At 70.3% G+C, this 24,180-nt stretch carries 22 protein-coding genes; 14 read left to right on the top strand and 8 right to left on the bottom strand.

The window, feature by feature from the left end; translation table 11 throughout:
- Position 1: 1 nt before the first annotated feature.
- Positions 2–1,003, bottom strand: coding sequence for a formylglycine-generating enzyme family protein (locus K8556_RS07130; RefSeq protein ID WP_223739251.1), 1,002 nt, complete (start codon positions 1,001–1,003; stop codon positions 2–4).
- A gap of 251 nt (positions 1,004–1,254) precedes the next feature.
- On the opposite strand from K8556_RS07130, the gene K8556_RS07135 reads away from it, so the two are divergent.
- Positions 1,255–1,602: a hypothetical protein gene (locus tag K8556_RS07135; protein ID WP_223739252.1), complete on the top strand. Its 348-nt coding sequence runs from the start codon at positions 1,255–1,257 to the stop codon at positions 1,600–1,602.
- Positions 1,603–1,648: 46 nt separating this feature from the next.
- Positions 1,649–2,005 carry a hypothetical protein gene (locus K8556_RS07140; RefSeq protein ID WP_223739253.1) on the top strand — a complete coding sequence of 119 codons (357 nt, stop codon included), beginning with the start codon at positions 1,649–1,651 and terminating at the stop codon, positions 2,003–2,005.
- Positions 2,006–2,061: 56 nt separating this feature from the next.
- Here the strand turns inward: K8556_RS07140 and K8556_RS07145 are convergent, their stop codons facing one another.
- From K8556_RS07145 to K8556_RS07155, 3 genes are all read right to left on the bottom strand, one after another.
- The gene (locus K8556_RS07145; protein ID WP_223739254.1) at positions 2,062–3,720 is read right to left on the bottom strand and encodes an arylsulfatase; all 1,659 of its coding nucleotides are present in this window, start codon (positions 3,718–3,720) and stop codon (positions 2,062–2,064) included.
- A 71-nt stretch (positions 3,721–3,791) separates the two neighbouring features.
- Complete coding sequence (locus K8556_RS07150; protein ID WP_223739255.1) at positions 3,792–4,538, bottom strand: DUF5953 family protein; 747 nt, start codon at positions 4,536–4,538, stop codon at positions 3,792–3,794.
- Positions 4,535–5,440 carry a DUF6310 domain-containing protein gene (locus K8556_RS07155; RefSeq protein ID WP_223739256.1) on the bottom strand — a complete coding sequence of 302 codons (906 nt, stop codon included), beginning with the start codon at positions 5,438–5,440 and terminating at the stop codon, positions 4,535–4,537. The genes K8556_RS07150 and K8556_RS07155 overlap by 4 nt, the downstream gene beginning before the upstream one ends.
- Before the next feature lie 163 nt (positions 5,441–5,603).
- Between K8556_RS07155 and K8556_RS07160 the strand changes: the two genes are divergently transcribed.
- The 3 genes from K8556_RS07160 (at position 5,604) to K8556_RS07170 (ending at position 7,789) form a co-directional block, all read left to right on the top strand.
- Positions 5,604–6,257: a glutathione S-transferase family protein gene (locus K8556_RS07160; RefSeq protein ID WP_223739257.1), complete on the top strand. Its 654-nt coding sequence runs from the start codon at positions 5,604–5,606 to the stop codon at positions 6,255–6,257.
- A 62-nt stretch (positions 6,258–6,319) separates the two neighbouring features.
- Positions 6,320–7,123, top strand: coding sequence for a hypothetical protein (locus K8556_RS07165; protein ID WP_223739258.1), 804 nt, complete (start codon positions 6,320–6,322; stop codon positions 7,121–7,123).
- Between the two features lie 42 nt (positions 7,124–7,165).
- The gene (locus K8556_RS07170) at positions 7,166–7,789 is read left to right on the top strand and encodes a hypothetical protein (RefSeq protein ID WP_223739259.1); all 624 of its coding nucleotides are present in this window, start codon (positions 7,166–7,168) and stop codon (positions 7,787–7,789) included.
- A gap of 27 nt (positions 7,790–7,816) precedes the next feature.
- Here the strand turns inward: K8556_RS07170 and K8556_RS07175 are convergent, their stop codons facing one another.
- Positions 7,817–8,863, bottom strand: coding sequence for a histone deacetylase (locus K8556_RS07175; RefSeq protein WP_223739260.1), 1,047 nt, complete (start codon positions 8,861–8,863; stop codon positions 7,817–7,819).
- A 91-nt stretch (positions 8,864–8,954) separates the two neighbouring features.
- Here K8556_RS07175 and K8556_RS07180 point away from each other — a divergent pair, with 91 nt between their 5' ends.
- From K8556_RS07180 to K8556_RS07210, 7 genes are all read left to right on the top strand, one after another.
- Positions 8,955–11,015, top strand: a complete 2,061-nt coding sequence (locus tag K8556_RS07180) for a methyl-accepting chemotaxis protein (protein WP_223739261.1) — start codon at positions 8,955–8,957, stop codon at positions 11,013–11,015.
- A gap of 30 nt (positions 11,016–11,045) precedes the next feature.
- The gene (locus K8556_RS07185; RefSeq protein WP_223739262.1) at positions 11,046–12,347 is read left to right on the top strand and encodes an MFS transporter; all 1,302 of its coding nucleotides are present in this window, start codon (positions 11,046–11,048) and stop codon (positions 12,345–12,347) included.
- Between the two features lie 153 nt (positions 12,348–12,500).
- On the top strand, positions 12,501–12,986 hold the full coding sequence (tatB, locus tag K8556_RS07190) for a Sec-independent protein translocase protein TatB (protein WP_223739263.1): 486 nt from the start codon (positions 12,501–12,503) through the stop codon (positions 12,984–12,986).
- Positions 12,987–13,025: 39 nt separating this feature from the next.
- Positions 13,026–14,231 (top strand): twin-arginine translocase subunit TatC, encoded by a 1,206-nt coding sequence (locus K8556_RS07195; protein ID WP_223739264.1) that lies wholly within the window; start codon positions 13,026–13,028, stop codon positions 14,229–14,231.
- 12 nt (positions 14,232–14,243) lie between these two features.
- Positions 14,244–15,335 carry a TrkA family potassium uptake protein gene (locus K8556_RS07200; protein ID WP_223739265.1) on the top strand — a complete coding sequence of 364 codons (1,092 nt, stop codon included), beginning with the start codon at positions 14,244–14,246 and terminating at the stop codon, positions 15,333–15,335.
- Between the two features lie 20 nt (positions 15,336–15,355).
- The gene (locus tag K8556_RS07205; RefSeq protein WP_223739266.1) at positions 15,356–15,994 is read left to right on the top strand and encodes an SRPBCC domain-containing protein; all 639 of its coding nucleotides are present in this window, start codon (positions 15,356–15,358) and stop codon (positions 15,992–15,994) included.
- Between the two features lie 200 nt (positions 15,995–16,194).
- Positions 16,195–17,022: a transglycosylase SLT domain-containing protein gene (locus tag K8556_RS07210; RefSeq protein ID WP_223739267.1), complete on the top strand. Its 828-nt coding sequence runs from the start codon at positions 16,195–16,197 to the stop codon at positions 17,020–17,022.
- A 3-nt stretch (positions 17,023–17,025) separates the two neighbouring features.
- Here K8556_RS07210 and K8556_RS07215 read toward each other — a convergent pair whose 3' ends face one another.
- Genes K8556_RS07215 through K8556_RS07225 form a run of 3 tightly spaced genes read right to left on the bottom strand, consistent with a single transcriptional unit; the run spans position 17,026 to position 22,167 of the window.
- The gene (locus K8556_RS07215; protein ID WP_223739268.1) at positions 17,026–19,539 is read right to left on the bottom strand and encodes a bifunctional aspartate kinase/homoserine dehydrogenase I; all 2,514 of its coding nucleotides are present in this window, start codon (positions 19,537–19,539) and stop codon (positions 17,026–17,028) included.
- Positions 19,536–20,870: an alpha/beta fold hydrolase gene (locus K8556_RS07220; protein ID WP_223739269.1), complete on the bottom strand. Its 1,335-nt coding sequence runs from the start codon at positions 20,868–20,870 to the stop codon at positions 19,536–19,538. The genes K8556_RS07215 and K8556_RS07220 overlap by 4 nt, the downstream gene beginning before the upstream one ends.
- A gap of 4 nt (positions 20,871–20,874) precedes the next feature.
- A complete protein-coding gene (locus K8556_RS07225; protein WP_223739270.1) occupies positions 20,875–22,167 on the bottom strand; it encodes an O-acetylhomoserine aminocarboxypropyltransferase/cysteine synthase family protein in 1,293 nt (430 codons plus the stop codon).
- A gap of 405 nt (positions 22,168–22,572) precedes the next feature.
- Here K8556_RS07225 and K8556_RS07230 point away from each other — a divergent pair, with 405 nt between their 5' ends.
- Both K8556_RS07230 and K8556_RS07235 read left to right on the top strand, forming a co-directional pair.
- Positions 22,573–23,490, top strand: a complete 918-nt coding sequence (locus tag K8556_RS07230; RefSeq protein ID WP_223739271.1) for a S9 family peptidase — start codon at positions 22,573–22,575, stop codon at positions 23,488–23,490.
- 198 nt (positions 23,491–23,688) lie between these two features.
- A partial coding sequence (locus K8556_RS07235) for a hypothetical protein (RefSeq protein ID WP_223739272.1) occupies positions 23,689–24,180 on the top strand: 492 nt, incomplete at its 3' end.

Consider the following 24,180-nt stretch of genomic DNA (forward strand, 5'->3'; position numbering starts at 1 on the left):
CTCAGGGGCGCACGATGCAGCGGAAGCCGATGTGGCTGGCGCCGCTGTCCACGGCCTGGGGCGAGCGTGCCGCGGGGCGGTAGCGGCGGCAGTAGTTGGGCGCGCACAGGTGGCTGCCGCCCTTGAGGACGCGGCGGGGGATGGTGATGGCGGGCGTGGAGGGGTCCTGGCTGCCCTGCGCGGTGGAGGGGCCTCGCGGGTTCACGGGGATGCAGCACGCCTTGCCTTTGTTGCCCTGGTGGCGCTCCTGGTACCAGTCGGTGGTCCATTCCCAGACGTTGCCGGCCATCTCATGCAGGCCGTAGCCGTTGGGCGGGAAGGCGCCGACGGGGCAGGTGCCCTCGTGGCCGTCCTCGCGGAGGTTCTGCCACGGGAAGTAGCCCTGCCAGGTGTTGGCCATGTGCTCGCCGTTCGGAGTGAAGTCATTGCCCCAGCAGAACTCGTTGCGGTCCAGGCCGCCGCGCGCGGCGCGCTCCCACTCCGCTTCGGAAGGGAGCGCCTTGCCGGCCCAGGTGGCGTAGGCCTCCGCGTCCTCGAAGGCGATGTGGACGACGGGGTGGTCGCGGCGGTGTTTCACGGAGGAGCGGCGGCCCTCGGGGTGTTTCCAGCAGGCCTCGGGGACGTAGCTCCACCAGTTGGCCACGTTGCCCAGGTCCACGGGCCCCGGGGCCTTCTGGAAGACGAGCGAGCCGGGGACGAGCGTCTCCGGCGTGGCGCCGGGGTAGTCCGCGGGGTCGAGGGGCCGCTGGGCGACGGTGACGTAGCCGGTGGCCTCGACGAAGCGGGCGAACTGTTCGTTCGTCACGGTGAAGCGGTCCATCCAGAAGCCGGAGACGGTCACCTGGTGCGCGGGCGCCTCTTCCGGATAGTGGTGGTCGGAGCCCATCCAGTACGTGCCGCCGGGGACCCACACCATGTCCGGGAACGGAGCCCGGCCGGGGCGCGCGGCGGTGTCGGTGGGCTCCACGTCGGGGGCGGCGTCGCGGCTGTCATTCCGGTGCATGGCTTGAGGTCCTCCACTGGAGAACATCCGGTCCGGCGCGGGGAATGACACTCGCACCGGGGGCCGGGTAGGGTGTCGGCGCGTTGACGTGCGGTGGAGCCTGGATGGCTGGAAAAGTCCGAGGACAGAGGGCAGTCCTGCCCAAGGCTTTGGGCGCATGGCTTCTGCTCGCCGCCACTGTTTCAGGCGGGTGCTCCCAGGCCCAGAGGCCAGCGCGGCATACCTATCTCATCGCGGAGGATGCAGGTGGAGTGGGTGGCGCCGGTGGTCGTGATTGCGATGCCGAGCATGTCACCTGCTTCGACCGGTGCTGGAACTCCGCTCCGCCGCTGACGAGCATCAAGTGGGGCTCCGGCAAGCACCATGAGTACTGCACGGAGGAGTGCCGCGCACGCTACATGGATTGCATCGAGGACGTGGAGCGGGCGTCACGGAAGGGCTCGGAACTGCGGTTCTCGAATCGGGATGGGGCGCTGGATTGGTTGAGAACGCACCGGACGGAGGTGGCGATTGGAACGGTCGTCGTCATCGCGGGCGTGGCGTTCGTCGTCGCCACGGTTGGATCGGGAGCGTTGATTCTCGCCCCTCTTGCGCTCTAGTGACAGCGAACGGGACAAGGCCATGACTGCTTCCAAGGAATTCGAAATGGAGTCGACGCTGCGAATCCTGGACGCCGTGAGCAAAAGCTATCCGCCCGGCTCCAAGGAAGAGGCCGCTGTCCAACTTGCGGCTATCTCCTTGCTCTACCTCCGCCGGCTCAAGAAGCTGGACGGCTTTCTTGAGTTTCATCGGGAGTTCTCCGACTCCTCGGCGCACGTCTCCATCTCAAGGGAGTTCGCGACCCAGGCCGATGCGGACATATGGCTAGCCAGTGGAGAAGCTGTCGATGGCACGCTCGTCAGGATCGAGGGCCGGGGCTTTCAGGTCATCCAGTTGCCCAAGGGACTGAAGTTCCTCCGGACGCCCCTTCCGGATGAGTTGGGACCTCCAGGGCCGAAGTAGCGAGGCAGCACCGCCACCGCCGTCGGTGCTCCATCCGGCGGTGGCGGTACGCGGGGTCAATGGTGCGACTGCTGGGCGCGGTGGATGAACTGCTCCACCTCGTTGGCCAGGGTCATGACCTGGTCGCCGATGCTGGGCGCCTCCTTCTGCTTGCGCGCCTCCGCCATCTTCTGTTTCACGCGCTCCTTCATCGGCCCGATGCTCAGGCTGCCCGGCGCCTGGCTGGGCAGGAACTCGATGAGGCTCTCCGCGAACTGCTTCACCAGCATCTGCGCCGGGACGAACGTGAACATGCGCTCGCCGTACCACTGGGTGTACAGGCCGGAGTGGGGCCCGTACTCGAACGGATCCGAGCGCAGGTTGATGAGGTAGGGCCACGCCGGGTTGAAGCGCTTGCCGCTGAACCACATGTCCGGGCCTTCCCCGTCCTGGTAGCTGAAGATGATCTTCCAGTCCTTGTAGCGGACCGCCGCCAGGTCGCCGCTGTCGAGCACGTAGAGGAACTCGCTGCGGCGGCCCTCCTCCGTGCCCGCCAGCAGCCCGCTCTGGTCGTATCCGTCCAGGTGGACCCGGAAGGTCTTGGCGCCGACCTTGTAGCCCTTCCTGCACTTCTCCACGAGGTCCGTGGGGCCGCCCGCCGCCGCCACCAGCGTGGGCATCCAGTCCTCGTGCGCGAAGATGTCGTTGATGACGCGCCCCGGCTCCACCACGCCCGGCCAGCGCACCACGCACGGCACCCGCACGCCGCCCTCCCACGTCGAGCCCTTCTCCCCGCGGAACGGGCTGTTGCCGCCATCCGGCCAGCCCATCTTCTCCACGCCGTTGTCGGTGGAGAACACGACCAGGGTGTTGTCCGCGATGCCCAGCTCATCCAGCTTGTCCAGCAGCACCCCGACGATGTCGTCCAGCTCCCGCATCGCGTCCGCGTAGAGGCCGTAGCCCGTGGCGTTGCGGTACTTCTCCTGGAGGAACGTCCAGACGTGCGTGCGCGTGGTGTTGTGCCAGAGGAAGAACGGCTTGCCGTCCTTCACGGCGCGCTCCATGAAGTCCAGGGTGCCCTCCAGGAACTCGCCGTCCACGGTCTCCATGCGCTTCGTGGTGAGCGGGCCGGTGTCCTCGATGCGCTGGTGGCCCACCACGCCCCAGCGCGGGTCCTCGGTGGCGTCCTTGCGGTCCGTGGCCCAACTGTGCAGCACGCCGCGCGGGCCGAAGCGGGCCTTGAAGGCCGGGTCCTTGGGGTAGTCCGGGCACTCCGGCTCGTTCTCCGCGTTGAGGTGGTAGAGGTTGCCGAAGAACTCGTCGAAGCCGTGCACGGTGGGCAGGTAGGGATTGGAGTCGCCCAGGTGGTTCTTGCCGAACTGGCCGCAGGTGTAGCCCAGGGGCTTGAGCATCTCCGCGAGGGTGGGGTCGGAGTCCTGCAGGCCGTACTTCGCGCCCGGCATGCCAATGGTGGTGAGTCCGGTGCGCAGCGGGTTCATGCCGGTGATGAACGCCGCGCGGCCGGCGGTGCAGCTCTGCTGGCCGTAGCAGTCCGTCATCAGCGCGCCTTGCTTCGCGATGCGGTCGATGTTGGGCGTGCGGTAGCCCATCATCCCCTGGTTGTAGGCGCTGATGTTCCAGAAGCCGATGTCGTCTCCCCAGATGACCAGGATGTTGGGCTTCTGCTTCGCCTGCTTGCCGTGTCCGTTGCCCGAGGGTTTCGCTTTGCTTGCCATGCACGACCTCCTGGACACGAGGTGTTCATAGCCAAGGGCGCGGGCATCGTTCCGGGAGGCAGGTCCGGGGCTCAGCGGGAGTCGCGTCCACCGATGGCGGGGAACCGCTCGTAGGCTCGCTGGAGCGCTTCGATGTGCGCGGGGTTGTCGTAGTCCAGCGGGGCCTCCGTGAGCTGGACCACCCAGCCCCCAGAAGGGGTGCGCCGTGAGCAGGACAGCAGCTCCGCGTCACGAGCAGCGTCCGGGAAACCGATGGCCCGAGCGGCGGCTTCGGACCAGTAGTTCAGCCACCCGAGGTACCGGGGAATCACTGCGGAACGGATGTTCCAGGGCATCTCCAGCATGGGGAGCCCCCGGGGGGACAACATCGGTGCATCCGCGGAGCGACGCAGTTGCTCCGAAATCTCTACGCCAAAGTTCTTCTGCGATGCATGTCCCCAGAAACCCCGTGCACTCTCAGCCATGCCCTCCAGCATGCTTGCGGCTTTCTCGAGCGTGAACGCATCCATGGGCAGCTTCGCGTGGATATCGAGAAGGGGCTGCCCGCCTGGAGCTTGCCGTGCGGGAATCTCCAGCCCATTGAGCATCACAGGAGCACTCTCATCGCCGTTGCAGAGGAGGGGGAATTTCCCGTGTGCGGCGGCTTCCTCAAGCCAGGCATCCCGTTGTGGCAATGCAATCGGGTGCCCTTCCTTGGAGATCTCCCATTCCATGCGCAGGCCCGGGAACGCGCTTTCCAGTGCACGAACCACCGAGAGCGAGCGGCCGTCGTTGGGCTGCAGGGCGGGAGCATAAATCGTGAAGAGGAGGCGGGTCATCGTGTGCACCCCGTGACGACGATATGAAGTGAGTCGTCCTCGTCGAGCAATGCCTGCTTGTGCTGCTCGGTGCTGACTCCCACGACGAATCGATACCCACAGGCCTCCGCGATGTCCCGCTCTTCGCGCATCTCCATCACCTGTTTTTCAACGACTTGTCCCTGGAGGAACTCACTGTAGGTGTCGAACCGGTCGGTCTTGATCTCCCACAGCACGGGTACGCCGACCTGCAGCGCGTCGAAGTGCTTCCCATCCACGAGCACATCCATGCCGGGATACCGGTTCGGCGGAATGCGATCCGCGCACGTGTTGTGGTCGTCGTCGCCGCCCCGGTGCGGCACGGGGATGGGCTCGCAGCGGGACGGGCGCCTGCGGTGCCTGGGCGGAAGCGGCGGCAGCAGGTCCTGGCCAGAAGGCTGTGGCAGGGGCCTTCGTTTCGCCACGGTCTCCCGAGGCGCCACCCTGGTTCCGATCGTGGGCTTCACCTCCTCCGGATAGAGCTGGCGGAACTCGTATGCATCCAGCGCCTCCTTGATGACGACGGCGACCACCACCACGCCGACGACAATCACCGCGCCCACGGCGATTTCGGGCGCGGCCAGGACGCAGATACCGACTCCCAACGCCGCCGCATCCGTGGAGGCCACGGTGCACCGTCCCGTCGTGTCGTGAAACCGGACCCGGTCGGCATCCAGCGCCGGGAAGCACCGCTCCACCATCTCTGCCCAGGGGCGGGTCGCCTCCTGGACAATGCACCGTCCCTCATCCGTCCAGGGCAGCGCCGCGGCCCGCTGGAGGTTGGCGAGGCGCGTGCCCCCGGTCGCTGAACCGCGCGGCGTCGGCGTCGTAGACGCGCACGCCGAGAGAAGAAGCAGAAGCGCGATGGCGGCTCGACCCTGCATGGCCACGTTCTTTCGGGGAGGGGACCCGCGCACAGTACCAGCGCGTCCCTTCAATGCCTGGGCCCCCGCGAGTCGCCCTCCACGCTTCAAGCCCGCCACTCCGGCGACATGCGCCATGGATGACGCTGGTCATGCCTGACGGAACGGCGCGAGGCTGCCGGGCATGATCACCATCAGTGCCTTCAAGTGGGTGCCGCCGTTCGCGCAGGGCGTGGTCCGTGACCTCCGGGTGCGGTGGGCGCTGGAGGAGGCGGGCCTGCCGTACGAGGCGCGGCTCATCGACCCGCAGGTGCAGAAGTCCGCGGACTACCGCGCGCAGCAGCCCTTCGGGCAGGTGCCGGTGTTCCAGGAGGACGGCCTGACGCTCTTCGAATCCGGCGCCATCGTGGTCCACCTCGCGTCGAGGAGCGAGGTGCTCTTCCCCAGGGACGAGGCGGGCCGGGCGCGCGCGCTCACGTGGGTGTTCGCGGCGCTGAACTCGCTGGAGATCTACGTCCAGCAACTCGCGGAGATCGACCTCTTCGCGCCGGAGGCCCCGTGGGCGAAGCTCCACCGGCCTGAAGTGGTGGCGCGGCTCCACCACCGCCTGGGCGAGCTCGCCACGTGGCTGGGAGACCGCGAGTACCTGGAGGACCGCTTCACCGCGGGCGACCTGATGATGACCACGGTGCTGCGCATCCTCAGGCACACCGACATGCTCGACGCACACCCCACGCTCAAGGCCTACAAGGAACGCTGCGAGGCCCGGCCCGCCTTCCAGCGCGCGCTGACGGCGCAACTGGAAGCCTTCCAACAGCACGAGCGGCGCGAAACCTGACGCGGCGTGTCCAGGCAGGGGTTTTCGCGCTATCCTGCGCTCCCCTTCCAGGAGCGCTCCCCATGCCCCGTGGCATCTTCAAAGCAGGCGCTGGCCCCTCGCTGCCGCCGAAGCGCAAGCACGACGACCTCACCTCGCCCATCCGCAAGCCGGTGGCGGAGGGGCCCCCGCTGAAGAAGCAGCGGACCCAGGAGTCCCTGCCGCAGCAGCCGGTGCGGAAGCCGCCCACGGACCCCTCCATGCACGCCGCCTACGACAAGATGGCGCACGAGGAGATGCTGAAGAACCCGAAGTACGCGGCGCTGGCGAACGACGCCTCGCAGGCGTCCGATGGCAAGACCCTCAACATCATCACCAAGGACCAGGTCCAGGGCGGCATGTTCTACTCGGGCCCGAAGCAGATTGGCCTGCGGCCGGACCTCACGGGCCCCAAGCGCGCGGGCGTCATGGCCTTCGAGCTGACGAACGCGGCCCAGCAGAAGAAGTTCAGCAAGGTCACGACGGACGCCTTCCAGAACGAAGTCAACGCGGCGCTGGGCAAGCCGGCCTTCGGCGGTGACCTGAGCGCCCGGCGGGAGAACTTCGCCAAGAGCATGGAGCGCATCGAGTACGACGGCATCAAGCGCCACCATGAGGTGATGAAGGACGGCATCCAGAACCAGGGCTGGCCGAAGGAGATGGACCGGTTCGGCAAGCGGCTGGAGGGCGCCGACCCCAGCTTCGACAGCTACTGGGCGCGCCAGAACGTCCCGGACGCGAAGACGGGCAAGAGCCACTCGGACGTCTACCGCACCCAGTTCGACAACATCCACGCCAAGGCCGAGGAGCTCGTGGCGAAGAGCAAGCAGCAGCAGGGCATCAAGTAGGCCCCTGGCTCCGCGCGCCGCTTCGCGCTAGGGAGTGGCGGTATGTCCACCGCCCTCCAGACCCGTCCCCGGAGTGAGCTTGCCTCCGGGCGCTTCGGCCAGACCCGCTTCATGCTCCGCCGCAAGTTCTTCAAGCTGTTCGGCGGCGCGTTCCACATCTACGACGAGGCGGGCAACGTCGCCTTCTACTCGAAGATGAAGGCCTTCAAGCTGAAGGAGGACCTGCGCGTCTACAGCGGCGAGGACATGCAGGAGGAGCTGATCACCATCCAGGCCCGCAGCATCCTGGACTTCGGCGCCACCTACGACGTCACGGACGCGGCGACGGGCGAGCGCGTGGGCGCGCTGCGCCGCAAGGCCCTGAGCTCCATCCTGCGCGACACCTGGCTCATCCTGGACGCGGACGGGCAGGAGGTGGGCAAGGTGGAGGAGGACAGCATGCTGCTGGCGCTCGTGCGGCGCTTCCTCACCAACCTGATTCCCCAGACCTTCACCGGCACGCTGGGCGGCGAGCAGGTGTTCAGCTTCCGCCAGCACTTCAACCCGTTCATCCAGAAGATCGACCTGGACTTCTCCGTGGACACGCAGCGCCGGTTGGACCGGCGTCTGGGCATCGCCGCGGCGGTGCTCCTGTGCGCGATTGAAGGCCGCCAGTCCGGCGGGTGAGGACGCCGCGTCGCGCCAGCGGTCGCTTCAGCGCACGCTGGCCCAGAACGGCTTGAGCGCCTCGCGGCTCGTCGCCAGCGCGGCCCTCGCGTCCGCGTTCACCGTGCCGGGCGCGAAGCTGTCATCGCGCCCCGCCAGCACCTCGATGCACGCGTGCACGGAGTTCGACAGCCCCTCCAGCGAATAGCCACCCTCCAGCACCAGCGCCAGCTTCCCGCCGGAGACCTCCTCCGCCAGCTTGCGCACGGCCGTGCACATCGCCGCGAAGCCGCGCTCGGTGACGTCCATGCCGCCAATCGGATCCGCGCGGTGCGGGTCGAACCCCGCGGACACCAGCATCAGGTCCGGCCGGTACGCCTGCGCCACGGGGAGCAGCAGCTCCTCGAAGATCATGCCGTAGTCCGCGTCCGTGTTGCCGCCCGGCAGGCCGCAGTTGACCGTGAAGCCCTGGCCCTCGCCGCGCCCCACCTCCGGCGCCGCGCCGCTGCCCGGGTAGTAGGGGAACTGGTGCACCGACTGGTAGAGCACGTCCCGGCGCCCCCAGAACGCCGCCTGCGTGCCGTTGCCGTGGTGCACGTCCCAGTCCAGCACCAGCACGCGCTCGGCCCCCAGCCGCCGTCCGGCCTCAGCCGCGATGGCGACGTTGTTGTAGAGACAGAAGCCCATCGCCCGGTCCGGCTCCGCGTGGTGGCCGGGCGGACGCACCAGCGCGAACGCGTTCCTCGCCGTCCCCGCCATCACCGCCTCCACCGCCTGCACCGCCGCGCCCGCCGCCAGCCTCGCCGCGTCGATGCTGTCCGGCGACACCGCCGTGTCCTCGTCGATGCGCTCGAAGCGGCCGCCCAGCTTCTCCATCGCGTCCAGGTGCGCCGGGGTGTGCACCGCCAGAAGCTCCGCGTCCGTGGCGGAGCGGGGATGGGTCATCACCGTGCCCGCGATGGGGTTTCGCGCCAGCATCTGGAGGATGCGCCGCAAGCGGGCGGGCGACTCGGGGTGGCCCTCGCCGGCGTCATGCTGGAGGAAGAGCGGGTCGGTGAGCAGCAGCGTCGCGGTCATCCCCTGGACCTTACGCATCCTGCTCCCAGGAACCCAGCGTCCGACCCGGGCGGACGGGGAGGTCCGTTCCTTGCCCTGGGCGGGCCACCCTCCCTACAGTGGGCGGGCCTTGCAACGTCGCCTCAAGAAACCCGGTCTCCGGGGCATCCTCCTGGGTTCGTTCGGCCTCGCGCTGGCCGTCATCCTCGGGACGCTCTACTTCGTCGTTCCCCGCCAGGTGGGCAACCACCTGAGGGAGCGCATGGCGCTGCACGCCCAGAACAAGGCGGAGGAGGTGTCCGCCCTCGTCCAGCGGCAGGCGGACACCCAGCCCGTCCCCAACCTGGAGGGGCTCCCCCGGGATGACGACTTCGGCGTCGTGGCCGTGCTGGACGCCCAGGGCGTGCCCCGCGCCACCTCTCCGGCGACCGCGCCCGCCTGGTTCACCCAGGGCCTGGAGAAGCGCCTCCAGCAGCGCCCGCTCCCGTCGCTGGAGCAGATGGAGTTCGACAACGGCAACTGGGCGGTGGCCCGGCCGGTGACGCTCGCGGGCGGCGTGCCCGGTGAGGTCGTGGTGGTGGTGGACGGCGCCCGGCTGGAGGGCGTGCTCACGGCCCTGCGCCACACGGTGCTGCTGGCCTTCCTCGTGGGCCTGGTGCTCTTCCTCCTGGTGGCGTTCCTCATCTCGCGCGCGTTCATCCTCCACCCGCTGGACGCGATGATGTCCATGGCGCGCAAGCTGGCGGAGGCGGACCTCACCGGCCGCGCGGAGGTGCGCAACAGCAAGGACGAGCTGGGCCAGTTGGCGGAGGCCCTCAACCGCATGGCCCAGTCCTGGCGCGACACGCTGGGCCGCGTGCGCGGCGTGTCCGACGTGGTGGCCGGCGTCATCGAGCAGATCCACCGCACCGGCACCACCGTGTCCTCCGGCGCGGGCACCGTGCAGTCGCGCGTGGAGGAGACGTCCTCCTCCATGGTGGAGATGATGGCCTCCCTGCGCGGCATCGCGGAGAACGTGGAGGTCCTCTACCAGAGCGCCGAGGAGAGCAGCTCCTCCATCATGGAGATGGCCGCCACCAACGACGAGGTGGCGGAGAACGTCCAGGCCATGGCCGCCAGCGTGGAGGAGACCACCAGCGCCATCGAGCAGATGACGTACTCCATCAAGGAGGTGGCCAAGAACATCGAGGATCTCTCCGCGTCCACGGAGGACACGTCCTCCGCCATCAGCCAGATGGACGCCGCCATCGGTCAGGTCGACGCCAACGCCAACGAGACGGCCCGCCTGTCCGAGCAGGTCTTCGAGGACGCGCAGACGGGCGTGGAGGCCCTGCGCAAGACGCTCTCCGGCATCGACCGCATCAAGGACACCAGCCGCACCGCCGCGGGCGTCATCGACAGCCTGGGCCGGCGCATCAGCGAGATTGGCAACATCCTCAACGTCATCGACGACGTGGCCGAGCAGACCAACCTGCTGGCCCTCAACGCCGCCATCATCGCCGCGCAGGCCGGCGAGCACGGCAAGGGCTTCGCGGTGGTGGCCGAGGAGATCAAGGACCTGGCCGAGCGCACCGGCGCGTCCACCAAGGAGATCGCCGAGCTCATCCGCGGCGTGCAGGAGGAGAGCCGCAACGCCGTGGTGGTGATGAACCAGGGCGTCAAGAGCGTGGAGGAGGGCGTGCAACTGGGCCGCGAGGCGGAGGGCGCCCTCCGGAAGATCAACGACAGCACCCAGAAGTCCACCCAGATGGTGAAGGCCATTGCCCGCGCCACCGTGGAGCAGGCGCGCGGCAGCAAGCAGGTGACGGCCGCCATCCACCGCATCTCCGCCACCGTGTCGATGATCTCCCAGGCCTCCAACGAGCAGGCCCGGGGCGGCGAGCAGATCATGAAGAGCGCGGAGCGGATGAAGACGCTCACCCAGCACGTGCAGCGCTCCAGCCAGGAGCAGGCGCACGGCAGCAAGCAGATCACCCGCTCCATCGAAAGCATCAACGAGATGGTCACCCACCTGAACCGCGCCCAGAAGGAGCAGACCAAGGGCAGCGAGCAGGTGCTCAAGGCCGTGGAGACCATCAAGGGCGTGTCCGAGCACCAGACGCGCTCGGTGCGCCAGTTGGAAGAGGCCATCGACAACCTCACGCGCCAGGCCGAAATCCTCCGCGCCGAGGTGCGCCGCTTCCGCGTCTGACGCGCCGGCCGCTCCCCTTCAAAGGCCTTCATGCCCGAGTCGTCCGAGTCCGCCTCCTCCCGTCCCGTGTCCGAGCGCGCCGTGGTGCTGCTCATCGGCGCGGTGCAGTTCGTCAACATCCTCGACTTCGTGATGGTGATGCCGCTGGGCCCGGACTTCGCGAAGGGGCTGGGCATCGAGTCCTCGCACATCGGGACCATTGGCGGCAGCTACACCGCCGCCGCGAGCGTGGCGGGGCTCCTGGGCGGCTACTTCCTGGACCGCTTCGACCGGCGCAAGGCGCTGGCCGTGTGCATGCTGGGGCTGGTCGCGGCCACCGCGGCGGGGGGCCTGGCGGTGGGGCTGTCCACGCTGCTGCTGGCGCGGGTGTGCGCGGGGCTCTTCGGCGGACCGGCCACGGCGCTGTCCCTGTCCATCATCGCGGACCTCATCCCGGTGGAGCGCCGGGGCCGGGCGCTGGGCGCGGTGATGGCGTCCTTCTCCGTGGCCTCCGTGCTGGGCGTGCCCCTGGCCTTGAAGGTCGCGGAGCTGGGCACCTGGCGGACGCCCTTCTTCGTGGTGGCGGCGCTGGGGCTGGTGCTGGTGGTGGCCGCGCTCTGGCTGCTGCCTCCCGTGCGCGGGCACCTCAAGCCCGGCGGCAGCGCGGCCCGGGCCCCGGGCGTGGGGGCGCTGTTGGGCAGCACCGACGTGCAGTTGTCCTATGGGATGACGGCGCTGGTGATGATGAGCGGCTTCATCGTCATCCCGAACATCTCCGCCTACCTCCAGCAGAACCTGGGCTACCCGCGCGAGGACCTGTGGATCATCTACGCCGCGGGCGGCGTCGTGAGCTTCTTCACGCTGCGGATGACGGGGCCGCTGGTGGACCGCTTCGGCTCCTTCCGCGTGGGCACGGTGGGCGTGGTGCTGGCGGCCTTCTCCACGTACGTGGGCTTCATCCACTACCCCGCGTGGCTGCCCATCCCCGTGCTGTTCATGGCCTTCATGCTGGCCATGGGCGTGCGCAACGTGGCGTACAACACGCTCACCTCGCGCGTGCCGGACAACCCGGTGCGCGCCCGCTTCATGTCGCTGCAGTCCGCGACCCAGCACATGGCCTCCGCGCTGGGGGCCTTCCTGTCGTCGCGCCTGCTGGTGGACCTGCCGGACGGGACGCTCGGCGGCATGGACACCATCGCCTGGGTGTCCATCGGGCTGGCGGCGGGGGTGCCCGTCATGTTGCGGGTGGTGGAGGGGCGGGTGCGCTCGCGTGAGCAGGCCCGGGCCCTGGCGGTGCCCCCGGCGCAGGGGATGGCCGCGCCGCTGTCACCGGAGGCCCATTCCCACGGCTGATGGGGCAATGTGCCCCAGGAGGCCCGGGGAGCCCGGCCGCCCGCCTCCTGGCCACGAGGCCAGACGGACGCTGGACGGTCGCTGACGGTTGCGCGGGCCGCCTGTGGGCGCGATAACCCCGGGACGTTCCCTCCAAGGGGAAGACGACCACCCATGTTCAACATCGGCGCAGGCGAAATGGTGTTCATCCTGGTGGCCGCGCTGATCGTGCTCGGCCCCCAGCGGCTGCCTGAGCTGGCGCGGGCCATCGGCAAGTTCATGCGCGAGTTCCGCCGGCAGACGGACGACGTGCGCAACGTGGTGGAGCGCGAGTTCTACGCCATGGACCAGGAGTTCAGCAGCGAGCCCCCGCCGCGCCCGGGCACGCGCGTGCCGTCCCCGCCGCCGGAGCTCGCCCCGTCCTCCCTCCCGGGCGCCGCCCCCGCCAACGTGCTCGCGGAGCCCGCGCCCGCGCTCACCGCGACGGTGGACCCCGCGAACGTGCCCGCGCCCTCCGAGGCCGCCGCGGGCGCGGCTCCCGCCCCCGGCGCGCAGGCGGTGGCGGAGCCCGGCGCGGCGCCGGCGCAGGACGAGAACGGCCTTCCGCAACTCGCCCCCATCCCGGGCACGGTGGCGCGCAACGCGCCGAAACGGAGCTGAGCCCTGAATCGCCAAGGGGTTGACCTGTCGGATTTCCGGATGAGCCTGTCGGAGCACCTCACGGAGCTGCGCTCGCGGCTCGTGAAGTGCTCGCTCGCGGTGCTCGTGCTGGGCGCCGTGTCGCTCATCTTCGCCAAGCCCATCTTCGGCGTGTTGATGCGGCCGGTGCTGGACGCGCTGCCCCCGGAGGGGCGCTCGCTCGTCTACACATCCGGCATCGAAGAAATCAACGTGCTGATGAAGGTGGGCGTGTACTGCGGCATCTTCCTCACCACGCCCGTCATCCTCTGGCAGATCTGGGGCTTCGTGGCGCCGGGGCTCTACCCGGAGGAGCGCAAGTACGCGTCGCCCTTCGTGGTGCTGGGCTCCGTCGCGTTCATCGTGGGCTCGCTGTTCTGCTACTTCCTGGTGCTGCCCTCCATGTTCAAGTTCCTCCTCAACGAGGAGGAGACGCTCGCCCTGGAGCAGCGCATGGACACCGCGCGCATGGGCGCGGAGGACGCGCTGCGCTTCCTGCGCATTGGAGAGGTGGAGCGCGCCGGCCACGTGGCCAAGGAGACCAGCGCCGCGCTGACGGCCGCCGGTGAGGGCCAGGTGAAGGACCCGGAGGTGGCGTCCGCGAAGAGCGTGGAGCTCACCGCGCGCCTCAGGGGCCTGGGCGACCTGCTGGACGCGGCCGCGGACGGGCTGGGCGTCCCCGCGCGCGGCGTGCTGCGCCAGGCGGTGGAGAAGCGCGTGGAGGCGGTGACGGCCTTCGGCAAGCAGGACTACGTCGCGTCGGAGGCCGCCATGGACCAGTCGGCCAGCCTGCTCGCGGGCGTGGCGCCCACGCGCGCCGAGGAGATGGCCGGCCTGTGGCGGCTCCAGAAGGAGCTGGCCAAGGGGCACGCCGAGGCGGAGGCCGCGCGCTGGACGCGGCCCATGCTGACCATGAACGAGCAGTTGTCGCTGGTGCTGCTGCTCATCCTCGCCTTCGGCGTCATCTTCGAGCTGCCGCTGGTGATGGCGCTGCTGGGCATCGTCGGGGTGGTGAAGTCGGGCTTCCTCATCCGCTACCAGCGCCACGCGTTCGTGGTGTGCCTCATCGCGGCGGCGGTGCTGACGCCCACGGGTGACGTGGTGAACCTGTCGCTCATGGCCGGCCCCATGCTGCTCTGCTACGAGCTGGGCGTGCTGGCGGTGTGGCTCATCGAGAAGCGCCGTGCGAAGGCGGAGGCCTCCACGGACATCACCCCGGCGGCGTAGACTCCCGCGCGCATGAAGAGCCCCGCCGCGCGCCTGATGATGGACCTGCGGTACCTGCGCGCGCTGTCGCGGAGGTTCCGCAGCACGCTGCTGCTCGCCGCGGTCATCTTCGGGGTGGGGCCGGCGTTGTACCACTGGCGCTACGTGGGGCCGGACGGGAGCCGCATCTCCTACGGAGAGGCGCTGCACCACGTCTACTTCCTGCTCTTCGGCCAGCCGTCGCTGCCCTACGTGAGCGACTGGTTCGTGGAGGCGCTCAACATCCTCATCCCGCCGGTCAGCATCGCGCTGGTGGTGGATGGCGTGGTGCGCTTCGCGTACCTCTTCTTCGCGCGGCACAAGAACGACAAGGAGTGGGTCTCCGTGGTGTCCGAAACGATGAAGGGCCACGTCGTGGTGTGCGGCGCGGGACGCGTGGGCTACCGCGTGGTGACGCAGTTGCGGGAGATGGGCAAGGACGTCGTGGTGGTGGAGAAGCGCGAGGACGCGACGTTCGTGTCCGCGCTGCGCGACGAGAACATCCCGCTGCTCATCGACGACACGCGCAGCCCGCTGTGCCTGCCGCGCACGCACGTGAAGAAGGCGTCCGCCATCGTCTGCGCCACGGACGACGACCTGGCGAACCTGAACATCGCGCTGGACGCGCGGCGGCTGAACCCCGGCATCCGCGTGGTCATCCGCCTGTTCGACGACGACCTGGGCGCGAAGGTGCGCGACACGTTCAAGGCGGAGGCCCTGTCCAGCTCCTCGCTGGCCGCGCCCGCGATGGCGCTGGCGGCGTTGGATCCGCGGCTCGTGCACTCGTTTCGCATCGGCAAGCACCTGATGGTGGTGTCGCTGTTCGTGGTGCGGGAGGGGCTGCCGGGGATGAACATCTCCCAGGTGCGCGACCGCTTCGGCGGGCTGGCCCTGTCGCTCATTCGGGGCGACCAGGAGACGCTGCACCCCAACGGTGACGTGGTCCTCCAGGTGGGGGATCAGATCACCGTCCAGGCCTCCTATCCGGAGTACTGCGCCCTGCGCGCCTTCACCGGCGAGGCGGACGCGCCGGCGTACGCGGACCACGACAACTTCCTCATGCCGGGCTACCGCCCGACGGGGTGATTGGGCAGACAGGATTGACCATGGCGACGGGTCGGACTTCGGATGGTGGCTATCAGGCGGGAGTGCGGCGCTCCTTCGCGGTGGGCTCTGAGATGGCCTGGGCCGCGTGGGGCGAGGCGGCTGGCCTGGTCCGGTGGGTGGGGGCCTGCGCCCACGCGCTGAAGGAGGGCGAGCAGGTCACGCTCACGGACGGGACGCGCGTCCAGGTGGTGCGTCAGGTCCCGCCCAGGCAACTCCGCCTGCGCCTGGAGCGTGACGGGTGGCCCCGTGCGCGCACCGTGCAGCTTCGATTGTTGCCGTCGGTGCATGGCGTCACCGTGGCGCTGCACGCGGAGGGGCTGCCGGACGCGTCCTCCCGTGAGGAGACGCTGGCGCGCTGGACGCGTGCGCTGGAGAACTGGGACGCGTTCTCCGGGAGGACCGTGGAGGTGACCCGTGAAGGGGCTCCGAAGCGCGAGCCCGCGGGGAAGAAGGGCGCGAAGAAGCCCCCTGCGTTGGAGGCGGGCCTCGCGAAGCAGGGCGCGGCGTCGCTGAAGAAGCAGGGCCCCGCGCGCGGCACGAAGAAGGCCGTGGCCGCGAAGCAGCCCCGGGCCGTGAAGAAGGCCGCGCCGGTGAAGAAGAAGGCCTCGGCCGCGAAGAAGGCCCGGCGCACGAAGTAGGGTGCGTCGCGGCTGGTGACCGCGGTTGGCGAGCGGTGACTCCAGTCACCAGGGACGGGCCCCGGTTCGTCCCCCCGCGCCTCGTGCTTCCTCAAGGAACTCAAGCACTTGGCCTCCAGCAGGTGTCGGTCCAGGGGATGGCATGTCTCCTGCTGTAGGTGTTCCTCGTCAGCAGCACTCAAGCTCACGAGGAAATCCCCATGGCCATCGCGCCCGCTTCCGCCCGCTCCGCTTCCTTCCGCGTTCCCTCCCAGGACTTCGCCACCCGCCCGGATGCCATCGCCGGCGCCCGCGTGCAGGGCGGCGCCTGCCAGAAGCCGGGTTCGAACCTGGCGGCCCGGTTCCAGGAGGATGGCTTCAGCGCGGGCCCCGCGCAGGGCGCGCAGTGGAAGCAGTTCTCGGAGGGGCTCGAGGACGTCGTGAAGCAGTTGCAGCAGCTCGTCCAACTGCTCCAGGCCCAGATGGGCGGCGCCGCTGCCTCCGCGGACGGCGCGGCTGGAGCCCAGGGGGCGTCCTGCGTGTCCGGTGCGTCCAACTCGGGTGGCGCTCCGAGCATCGATGGCGCGTCCGGCGCGGGCGGCCCGTCGGACGCGGGTGACGCGTTCCAGGCCGGGGATACGCAGTCGGCCGGGTCCACTCAGTCGACCGGCGCCGCGGGCGACATCCCGCAGGGCGAGGTGGGCGATTGGATCAAGCAGGCCATGGACATCCTCAAGGCCAACGGCGTGCCGGTGGAGAAGATGAACCCCCAGGACATCGCGAAGATCATCGAGCACGAGTCCAGCGGCAACCCCAACGCCATCAACCTCTGGGACCAGAACGCCAAGGATGGCCACCCGTCCATCGGCCTGATGCAGACCATCCAGCCGACGTTCGACGCGTACAAGCTCCCGGGCCACGACAACATCCGCAACCCGGTGGACAACATCATCGCGGCCGTTCGCTACTCGGTGGAACGCTACGGCTCCGTGTCCAACACGCCGGGCATCCAGGCGATGAACAGCGGCAGCGGCTACGTGGGCTACTGAGCCTCACCGCCCCCGCAGGTTCTGGGCGATCTTCAGGATGTCCGCGAGGACGCCCGCCGCCGTGACAGGGCCGCCTGCCCCCGCGCCCTGGACCAGCAGCGGGGAGTCCGCGTAGCGCTCGGTGGAGAAGGCCACGAACGCCTCCGAGCCGCGCAGCCGCGTCGCCGGATGCTCCTTCGGCACGGCCACCGGCCCCACCCGCAGCACGCGCCCGTCCTTCGCCGCCGGGTCGATGCGCGCCAGGTAGCGCAGCACCTGGCCCTCCGCGCGCAGCCCCTCGATGCGCGCGGTGAACGTCCGGTCCAGCTTCTCCAGCCCCGCGAGGAAGCGCTCCACGTCCGCCTCCTCCAGGTGCTCGCGCGGCACGAACGGCTCCACCTCCACGTCCTCCAGCGACAGCGCCAGGCCCAGCTCGCGCGCGAGGATGAGCGCCTTGCGCGCGGCGTCCGTGCCCGCCAGGTCCTCGCGCGGGTGCGGCTCCGTGAAGCCCTTCTCGCGCGCGGTGCGCACCGCCTTCGACAGCGGCACGCCCTCCATCAACTGCTGGCTCAGGTAGCCGAGCGTCCCGGAGAAGGAGCCCTCCACGCCGTGCACCCGGTCCCCCGTGCGCACCAGGTCCTTCAGCGTCTGGATGACCGGCAGCCCCGCGCCCACCGTCGTCTCGTAGTGGTACGCGCGGTGGTTCAGGTGCGCCGTGCTCCGCAGCCGCTCCCAGACCTCCAGCGGCTGGGTCAGCGGCTTCTTGTTCGCCGCCACCACGTGGATGCCGCTCTGGAGCGCCTCCAGGTACAGCGCCTCCATGCCCTCCGCCGCGGTGCAGTCCACCAGCACCGGCACGGGCAGCCGGCGCAGCGGCTCCAGCAGCGCGCGCACCACGGGCGGTGACGCGCCCTCGGGCACGGACCCGATGCGCTCGCGCCACTGCTTCAGCGGGATGCCCTCCGGCGAGAAGAGCACCCGCCGGCTGTCCGCGAGCCCCACCAGGTTGAGCTGGATGCCGTGCCCCTGCGCCAGCGTCTCCTGGAGCGTGCGCAGTTGCTCCAACAACTGGCTGCCCACCACGCCATGGCCCAGCACCAGCAGGCTGACCTCTTCATGCGCGAAGTGGAAGGCCGCGTGCACCGTGCGCACCGTCAGCGCCGTCTCCGCCCCGTCCACGATGAACGAGATGGAGCGGGCGCTCGCCGTCTGCGCGATGGCGCGCACGTTGACGCCCAGCGCGCCCAGCGGCTGGAACAGCCGCCCCGCCACGTTGGCGCCCTGGCCCATGGCCTCCGCCACCAGCGCCACCTGCGTCACCGGCGCGCGCACCCGAGGCGCCTGCAACGCGCCGCGCTCCAGCTCCGGCGCCAGCTCCCGCCGCAGCACCTCCTCCGCGCGGGCCGCGTGCGTCCGGCGCAGCACCACCGCCACCGAGCGCCCTGGCGACGACTGCGCCGCCATCCACGCGTCGATGCCCGCGGCCTCCAGCGCCTGCAACGCGCGAGGCCCCACCGGCCGCGCCGCCTCCTCCGCGCCGCCCTCCAGGCCCAGCAGCGCCAGGTCCTCCAGGGACACCACGCACGTGGGCACGCTGCCGTTGCCCGCGCCGCGCACGTCGATGAGCGTGCCGGGCTCGTCGGGCTGTTGCAGGTGGCGCACGCGCAGCGGGATGTCCGCGTCGCGCAGCGTGGACAGCGCGCGCGGGTGCATCGTGGGCAGGCCCAGGTACACCAGCTCCAGCGCCTCCGTGTAGCTCAGGTGCGGCACCGGCCGCGCGTCCGCCACGTGCAGCGGATCCGCGGTCATCACCCCGGGCACGTCCGTCCACAGCGTCAGCGGCGTGCCCAGCAGCACGGACAGCACCGCCGCCGTCTCGTCCGCGCCCTCCACGCCCAGCGTCGTGGAGCGGCCATCCAGCGCCGTGCCCCGCCCGCCCGCGTGCAACGTCAGCCGCCCCTCCCACGAAGGCCGCAGCGTCGCGACCCGTGCGCGGGTGTGCGCGCGATTCACGCGCGCCTGTCCGGGCTCGCCTTCCGTCACCGTCCAGTCCGCCGCGTCCACCTCCAGCGTCGGCACGCCGCGCGCGCCCAGCAGCCTCGCGAGCAGCGCCGCCGTCAGCCGCTCACCGGTGCCGCGCACCACGTCCTCCAGCGCGGGCCGCCGCTCGCGCACCAGGCTGGCGCCATCCAGCGCGCGGCGCGCGGGCTCCAGCAGCGACGCCAGCGTGCGCGTGCCGTCCGCCTCCACCGACGTGGAGCCCGGGGGCGCGCCCAGCCGGCGCTCGGCCTCCTCCAGCATCAGCAGGCCCCGCGCGAGCAGGCCGTCCAGCTCCTGCCGGGCCAGCGTGGAGTTGCCCTTCAACGCGATGGACAGCGCGGCCTCCAGCCCCGCGGCGAGCCAGGGCGGTGAGGACACGATGGCGGCGCGCGTGCTGCCCGCGTCGCGGCGCGACAGGTGCGTGGCCACGGACGCGAAGCCCTGCGCGGTGTCGAGCAGCAAGGGGGCGTAACGGGTGATGCTCACAGGGGCGGTCATGAGGTCTTCCGGGCGCGGAGGCCGGCAGGGGAGGAGAGGGCGTCGCGGCCCACGCCCGGAGGCAGGGCCAGCGCGCGGACCAGCAGGGGCGCGAGCGCGTCCCATTCGATGAGGAAGCCGTCGTGGCCGTGCACGCTGCACAGGGCCGCGTACTCGGCATGCAGTCCCTGCGCGCGCAGGCGGCGGGACAGGGTCTTCATGTGCTCGGGCGGGAAGAGCGCGTCCCGGTCGATGCCGATGGCGAGCGTGCTCGCGCGGATGCGCCCCACGCCCGGGCCGCCGTTCGGCGTGGGCACGCGCGTGAGGTCGTGGTGGTCCATGGCGCCCAGCAGCGCCAGGTAGGCCCGAGCGTCGAAGCGCGCCTCCAGCTTCGCGCCCTGGTGCTCCAGGTAGCTCTCCACCGGGTACAGCGCGCGTGACGACCACGCCTGCGGACGCGGCTGGAGCGCCTCCAGTCCGGCCTCCGCGCGGTAGGTGAGCGTCGCCAACTGGCGCGCCAGCTCCAGGCCGCGCCGGGGGGATTCGGGGTACTCGGGGTCCAGCAGGACGGCCTGCCGGGCCACGTGGTTCCAGCCCACCACCCACGCGGACGCGGCCTCCGCCGTCGCGATGGGCACCATGCGCTGGAAGCGCTCCGGCGCGAGCGCGGCCAGGCACAGCACCACCATGCCACCCAGCGAGCCGCCGGTGACGAGCGCCACCTCGTCCACGCCCAGCGCGTCCAGCGCCGCGAGGATGGAGCGCGCCTGGTCCCACGGCGTGAGGGTGGCGGGCAGGCTGCGCTCGTCCAGGCGCAGGTCGCCCTTGGGCAGCACCGGCGCCGGGCCGAAGCGCGTGTCGTCGGTGCGCTGCGGGAAGCCCTCGTCCGCGGGGCCGGAGGTGCCGTAGCAGGAGCCCAGGTTGTTGAAGCACAACAGCCGCACGCGCGACGGGTCCAGCGGCCGGCCATGCCCGATGACGGGCGCCCACCAGCCGCCTTCGCCTCCGGCGTTCATGTCTCCGGTGAGCGCGTGCACCAGCAGCACGGTGGGCACCGGATCCGGCGCGCGGCGGGGACCCGTGCGGCGGGCGTCGGACGCCGCGTCGCGCAGCTCGGAGGCGGACCTCCGGACCACGCGCAGCCGGCCTTCGCGCGCCGCTTGCTCGGAATGCACGCGGGCGCGGGACTGCAACCACGCGAGGTCCTCCGGGGGCCCCCACCACCAGCCGCGCACGAGGTGGGGCGCCACGCGGGCGCCGGCCTCCAGCGGCAGGTCCGGCAGCGACAGGTCGAAGACGCGCGGGGTCTCCGCGCGCGGGGGGACTTCCTCTCCAGGCCTCACGGGTCTCATGGCGTCAGACCGCGCTCAGGGCCTGGTCGAGGTCGGCCACGATGTCGTCCAGGTGCTCCAGGCCCACGGACAGGCGCACCAGGTCGTCGGTGACGCCCGTGCTGGCGCGCTCCGCCGGGGTGAGCTGTTCGTGCGTGGTGGACGCGGGGTGGATGATGAGCGAGCGCGTGTCGCCGATGTTCGCGAGCAGGCTCCACAGCTTCACGCCGTCAATCACCTTGCGCCCGGCGGACAGCCCGCCCTTCACGCCGAAGGTGACCAGCCCGCCGAAGCCGCCCCGGAGGTACTTCTTCGCGTTGGGGAACGAGGGGTCGTCCTCCAGGCCCGGGTAGCGCACCCACTCCACCTTCTGGTGCTGCTTCAGCCACCTCGCCACCGCGAGCGCGTTCTGCGAGTGGCGCTCCAGCCTGAGGCGCAGCGTCTCCAGGCCCAGGATGAACGCGTGCGCGTTGAAGGGGCTGAGCGCGGGGCCGATGTCGCGCAGGCCCTCCAGGCGGGCCTTGAGGATGAAGGCCGCGGGCCCGAAGGCTTCACGCAGACGCAGGCCGTGGTAGCCGGGGTTGGGCTCGGTCAGCTCCGGGAACCGGCCGTTCTCCCAGGGGAAGTTGCCGCCGTCCACGATGACGCCGCCAATGGAGGTGCCGTGCCCGCCGATGTACTTCGTCGCGCTGTGCAGCACGATGTTCGCGCCGTGGCGCAGCGGGTTGAAGAGGGCAGGGGAGAGCGCGGTGTTGTCCACGAAGAGGGGCAGGCCCGCTTCACGCGCCACGGCGCCAATGGCGTCGAAGTCCGGCACGTCCAGGCGCGGGTTGCCCAGCGACTCCAGGTAGAGGGCCTTCGTCTTCGGGCCAATGGCCTGGCGGAACGCGTCCGGGTTGCCCGCGTCCACGAACTTCGTGGTGATGCCCAGGCGCGCGAGCGTCACCTTGAAGAGGTTGTACGTGCCGCCGTAGAGGCTGGCGCCGGAGACGATCTCATCCCCCGTCTTGAGGATGTTGAGGATGCCCAGCGTCTGCGCGGCCTGACCGGACGCGACCGCGAGCGCGCCCACGCCCCCTTCGAGCGCGGCGATGCGCTTCTCGAAGACGTCCGTCGTGGGGTTCGTGATGCGCGTGTAGATGTTGCCGAACTCCTTGAGGCCGAAGAGGGCGGCGGCGTGGTCCGCGTCGCGGAAGCGGTAGCTCGTCGTCTGGTAGATGGGCACCGCGCGCGAGCCCGTGGTGGGGTCGGGCGAGTAGCCGGCGTGCAGCGCGAGCGTGTCGGGGTGCAGCGGGCGTTCGTCGTGGGGCGTGCTCATGGCAAGGGACTCCTGTTCGCGTCGCTCCGGAAGGAGCGCGCGTGCGTGAAGGCGGACGGGTGGTGGGGACGTCAGGGCACTGCGGGCGGCGGGGAGGACTTCAGGACGACGTGGGCGCTGCGACGCTCCTCGGCAGGGGTGCGAGAGCGGAGGCCCGGAACGACGAAGCCCACCGACCCTCGCGGGTGGGTGGGCTCCGGTTGGCTCGCCAGGGGCAGGCTGTGCGTCAGCCGGCCGCGGCGGGCTTGGGCCCACCCGGAACAGGCATCGAACACATGCACATGGCGAAGGTGACGGACATTCTGCGAGAAGAAGTAGACGCGATGTCGCGAGCTGTCAAGCCACCCTCCGGAGCTGTCGCGAACCCGTGACACCGATTCGCCGCGTATTCCCAGAATGATGTCCTTGCGCCGCCATGTCCTGCTGGCCTGCCTCCTCCTCGCCGCGTGCTCCAAGCCCGCACCGCCCACCTCCGTGAATCTTCGAAAGAGCTTCCGCACGCAGTTGAAGGTGGAGCCCACGCGGCGCGAGCCCGCGCCCACGCCCCCGAAGGAGCTCTTCGAGTCGGTGCGCTATCCCGCGCCGCTGGGCACGAACGCGGCCTACGTCACGCCCGTGCGCGAGGGCGCGAAGCGGCCGGCGGTGGTGTGGATCCACGGCGGCATGGACTTCGGGATTGGCGGGCTCGCGTGGGCGCCTTCGCCCCGGAGCAATGATCAGAGCGCGCGAGCGTTCCGCGAAGCCGGGCTGGTGTTGATGCTGCCGTCGCTGCGCGGGTCGGACGACAACCCGGGAGCGCGCGAGTACTTCCTGGGCGAGGTGGATGACGTGGTCGCCGCCATCGACTTCGTGGCGCAGCGTCCGGACGTGGACCCCGCGCGCGTCTACGTGGCGGGGCACAGCACGGGCGGCACGGTGGCGTTGATGGCGGCGGTGCTGTCGCCTCGGCTGAAGGGCGCCTACGTGTTCGGTCCCACGCACGACGTGTCGGAGTACGCGCCCTATGCGCCGCTGCTGGGACGGGCCCGGGGACCGGAGCTGTGGATGCGCAACCCGGTGAGCTACGTGGAGCACCTGCGCGTGCCCACGCAGGTCATTGAAGGTTCGGACTACGGCAACATGGACGCATTCGAACCGCTGCGCGTGGCGGCGAAGGGCGCGCCGCTGTCGTTCCTCGCGGTGCCCGGAGCCACGCACTTCAGCGTGCTCGCGCCGGTGACGGAGCTGCTGGCGAAGCGGCTGAAGGAAGCAACGGCGGACGCGCCCACGGTGCGGCTCACGGACGCGGAGGTCCGTCAGGCCGTGGCCGCCGGGCACGAGTAGTCCGCGTCAGCGCACGTGCGCGTTCGAGGAGTAGGGCGGCAGGGGGCCTGGGAAGCCGGGCTGGGATTTCAAGCAGCTCCCGCCGTTGCGCGGTGACCCACCGCGCAGCGGCCGTAAGTCATTGTCACCCCCATCCGGTCGGTTCTTCACTCCCTGCCTGGGTGGCTGAATCCTGTCAGTCCCGAGTCGGGAGGGGACATGACGATTCAGTTCGGGTTCATCGACCAGGGGGATGGCGCCAACCTCCGGACGCTCCCCGCGGAGATGAAGGGCTCCACCTGTCTGACCCCGGCGCCCCTGCCTCCGGGAACGCGGGTGAGCGTCATCCGGGACCATGCCCAGGCGCCCGGCTGGTCCTATGTCTCCACCGTGGTGGGGGGATACCTGTTGCAAGGATATGTGCAGGCCTTTCGCATCACGACCCAGCTACCTGAGCCCGCCGCGACGCTCTATCAGGTCCGTGCAGGGGACTGCCTGGAGCCCATCGCCGCGCGCATCTACCGGCAGGCCATCCAGCCGGGACGGGACCTGCGCTTCTACGAGAATGTCATTCATCACGTGAACGTGAAGAGTGGCCGCAAGGGGGTCCAGCGCATCGGCGGTGACGTCCGGTTGGTCGCGGGCGAGCGCATCTGGCTGGTGAGCATCGCCTTCGCCAACCAGCTCCAGGGCATCGTGTCGAGCGGCTCC

Origin of the sequence: Corallococcus sp. AS-1-12 (genome assembly GCF_020036995.1) — a bacterium.
Taxonomy (GTDB): domain Bacteria; phylum Myxococcota; class Myxococcia; order Myxococcales; family Myxococcaceae; genus Corallococcus.

Coding starts and splice junctions, on each gene's coding strand:
- tatB (WP_223739263.1), top strand. CDS start 12,501: ATGTTCAACATCGGCGCAGGCGAAATGGTGTTCATCCTGGTGGCCGCG.
- K8556_RS07210 (WP_223739267.1), top strand. CDS start 16,195: ATGGCCATCGCGCCCGCTTCCGCCCGCTCCGCTTCCTTCCGCGTTCCC.
- K8556_RS07195 (WP_223739264.1), top strand. CDS start 13,026: ATGAGCCTGTCGGAGCACCTCACGGAGCTGCGCTCGCGGCTCGTGAAG.
- K8556_RS07170 (WP_223739259.1), top strand. CDS start 7,166: ATGTCCACCGCCCTCCAGACCCGTCCCCGGAGTGAGCTTGCCTCCGGG.
- K8556_RS07165 (WP_223739258.1), top strand. CDS start 6,320: ATGCCCCGTGGCATCTTCAAAGCAGGCGCTGGCCCCTCGCTGCCGCCG.
- K8556_RS07160 (WP_223739257.1), top strand. CDS start 5,604: ATGATCACCATCAGTGCCTTCAAGTGGGTGCCGCCGTTCGCGCAGGGC.
- K8556_RS07225 (WP_223739270.1), bottom strand. CDS start 22,167: ATGAGCACGCCCCACGACGAACGCCCGCTGCACCCCGACACGCTCGCG.
- K8556_RS07200 (WP_223739265.1), top strand. CDS start 14,244: ATGAAGAGCCCCGCCGCGCGCCTGATGATGGACCTGCGGTACCTGCGC.
- K8556_RS07175 (WP_223739260.1), bottom strand. CDS start 8,863: ATGCGTAAGGTCCAGGGGATGACCGCGACGCTGCTGCTCACCGACCCG.
- K8556_RS07150 (WP_223739255.1), bottom strand. CDS start 4,538: ATGACCCGCCTCCTCTTCACGATTTATGCTCCCGCCCTGCAGCCCAAC.
- K8556_RS07145 (WP_223739254.1), bottom strand. CDS start 3,720: ATGGCAAGCAAAGCGAAACCCTCGGGCAACGGACACGGCAAGCAGGCG.
- K8556_RS07205 (WP_223739266.1), top strand. CDS start 15,356: ATGGCGACGGGTCGGACTTCGGATGGTGGCTATCAGGCGGGAGTGCGG.
- K8556_RS07140 (WP_223739253.1), top strand. CDS start 1,649: ATGGAGTCGACGCTGCGAATCCTGGACGCCGTGAGCAAAAGCTATCCG.
- K8556_RS07220 (WP_223739269.1), bottom strand. CDS start 20,870: ATGAGACCCGTGAGGCCTGGAGAGGAAGTCCCCCCGCGCGCGGAGACC.
- K8556_RS07185 (WP_223739262.1), top strand. CDS start 11,046: ATGCCCGAGTCGTCCGAGTCCGCCTCCTCCCGTCCCGTGTCCGAGCGC.
- K8556_RS07130 (WP_223739251.1), bottom strand. CDS start 1,003: ATGCACCGGAATGACAGCCGCGACGCCGCCCCCGACGTGGAGCCCACC.
- K8556_RS07155 (WP_223739256.1), bottom strand. CDS start 5,440: ATGCAGGGTCGAGCCGCCATCGCGCTTCTGCTTCTTCTCTCGGCGTGC.
- K8556_RS07215 (WP_223739268.1), bottom strand. CDS start 19,539: ATGACCGCCCCTGTGAGCATCACCCGTTACGCCCCCTTGCTGCTCGAC.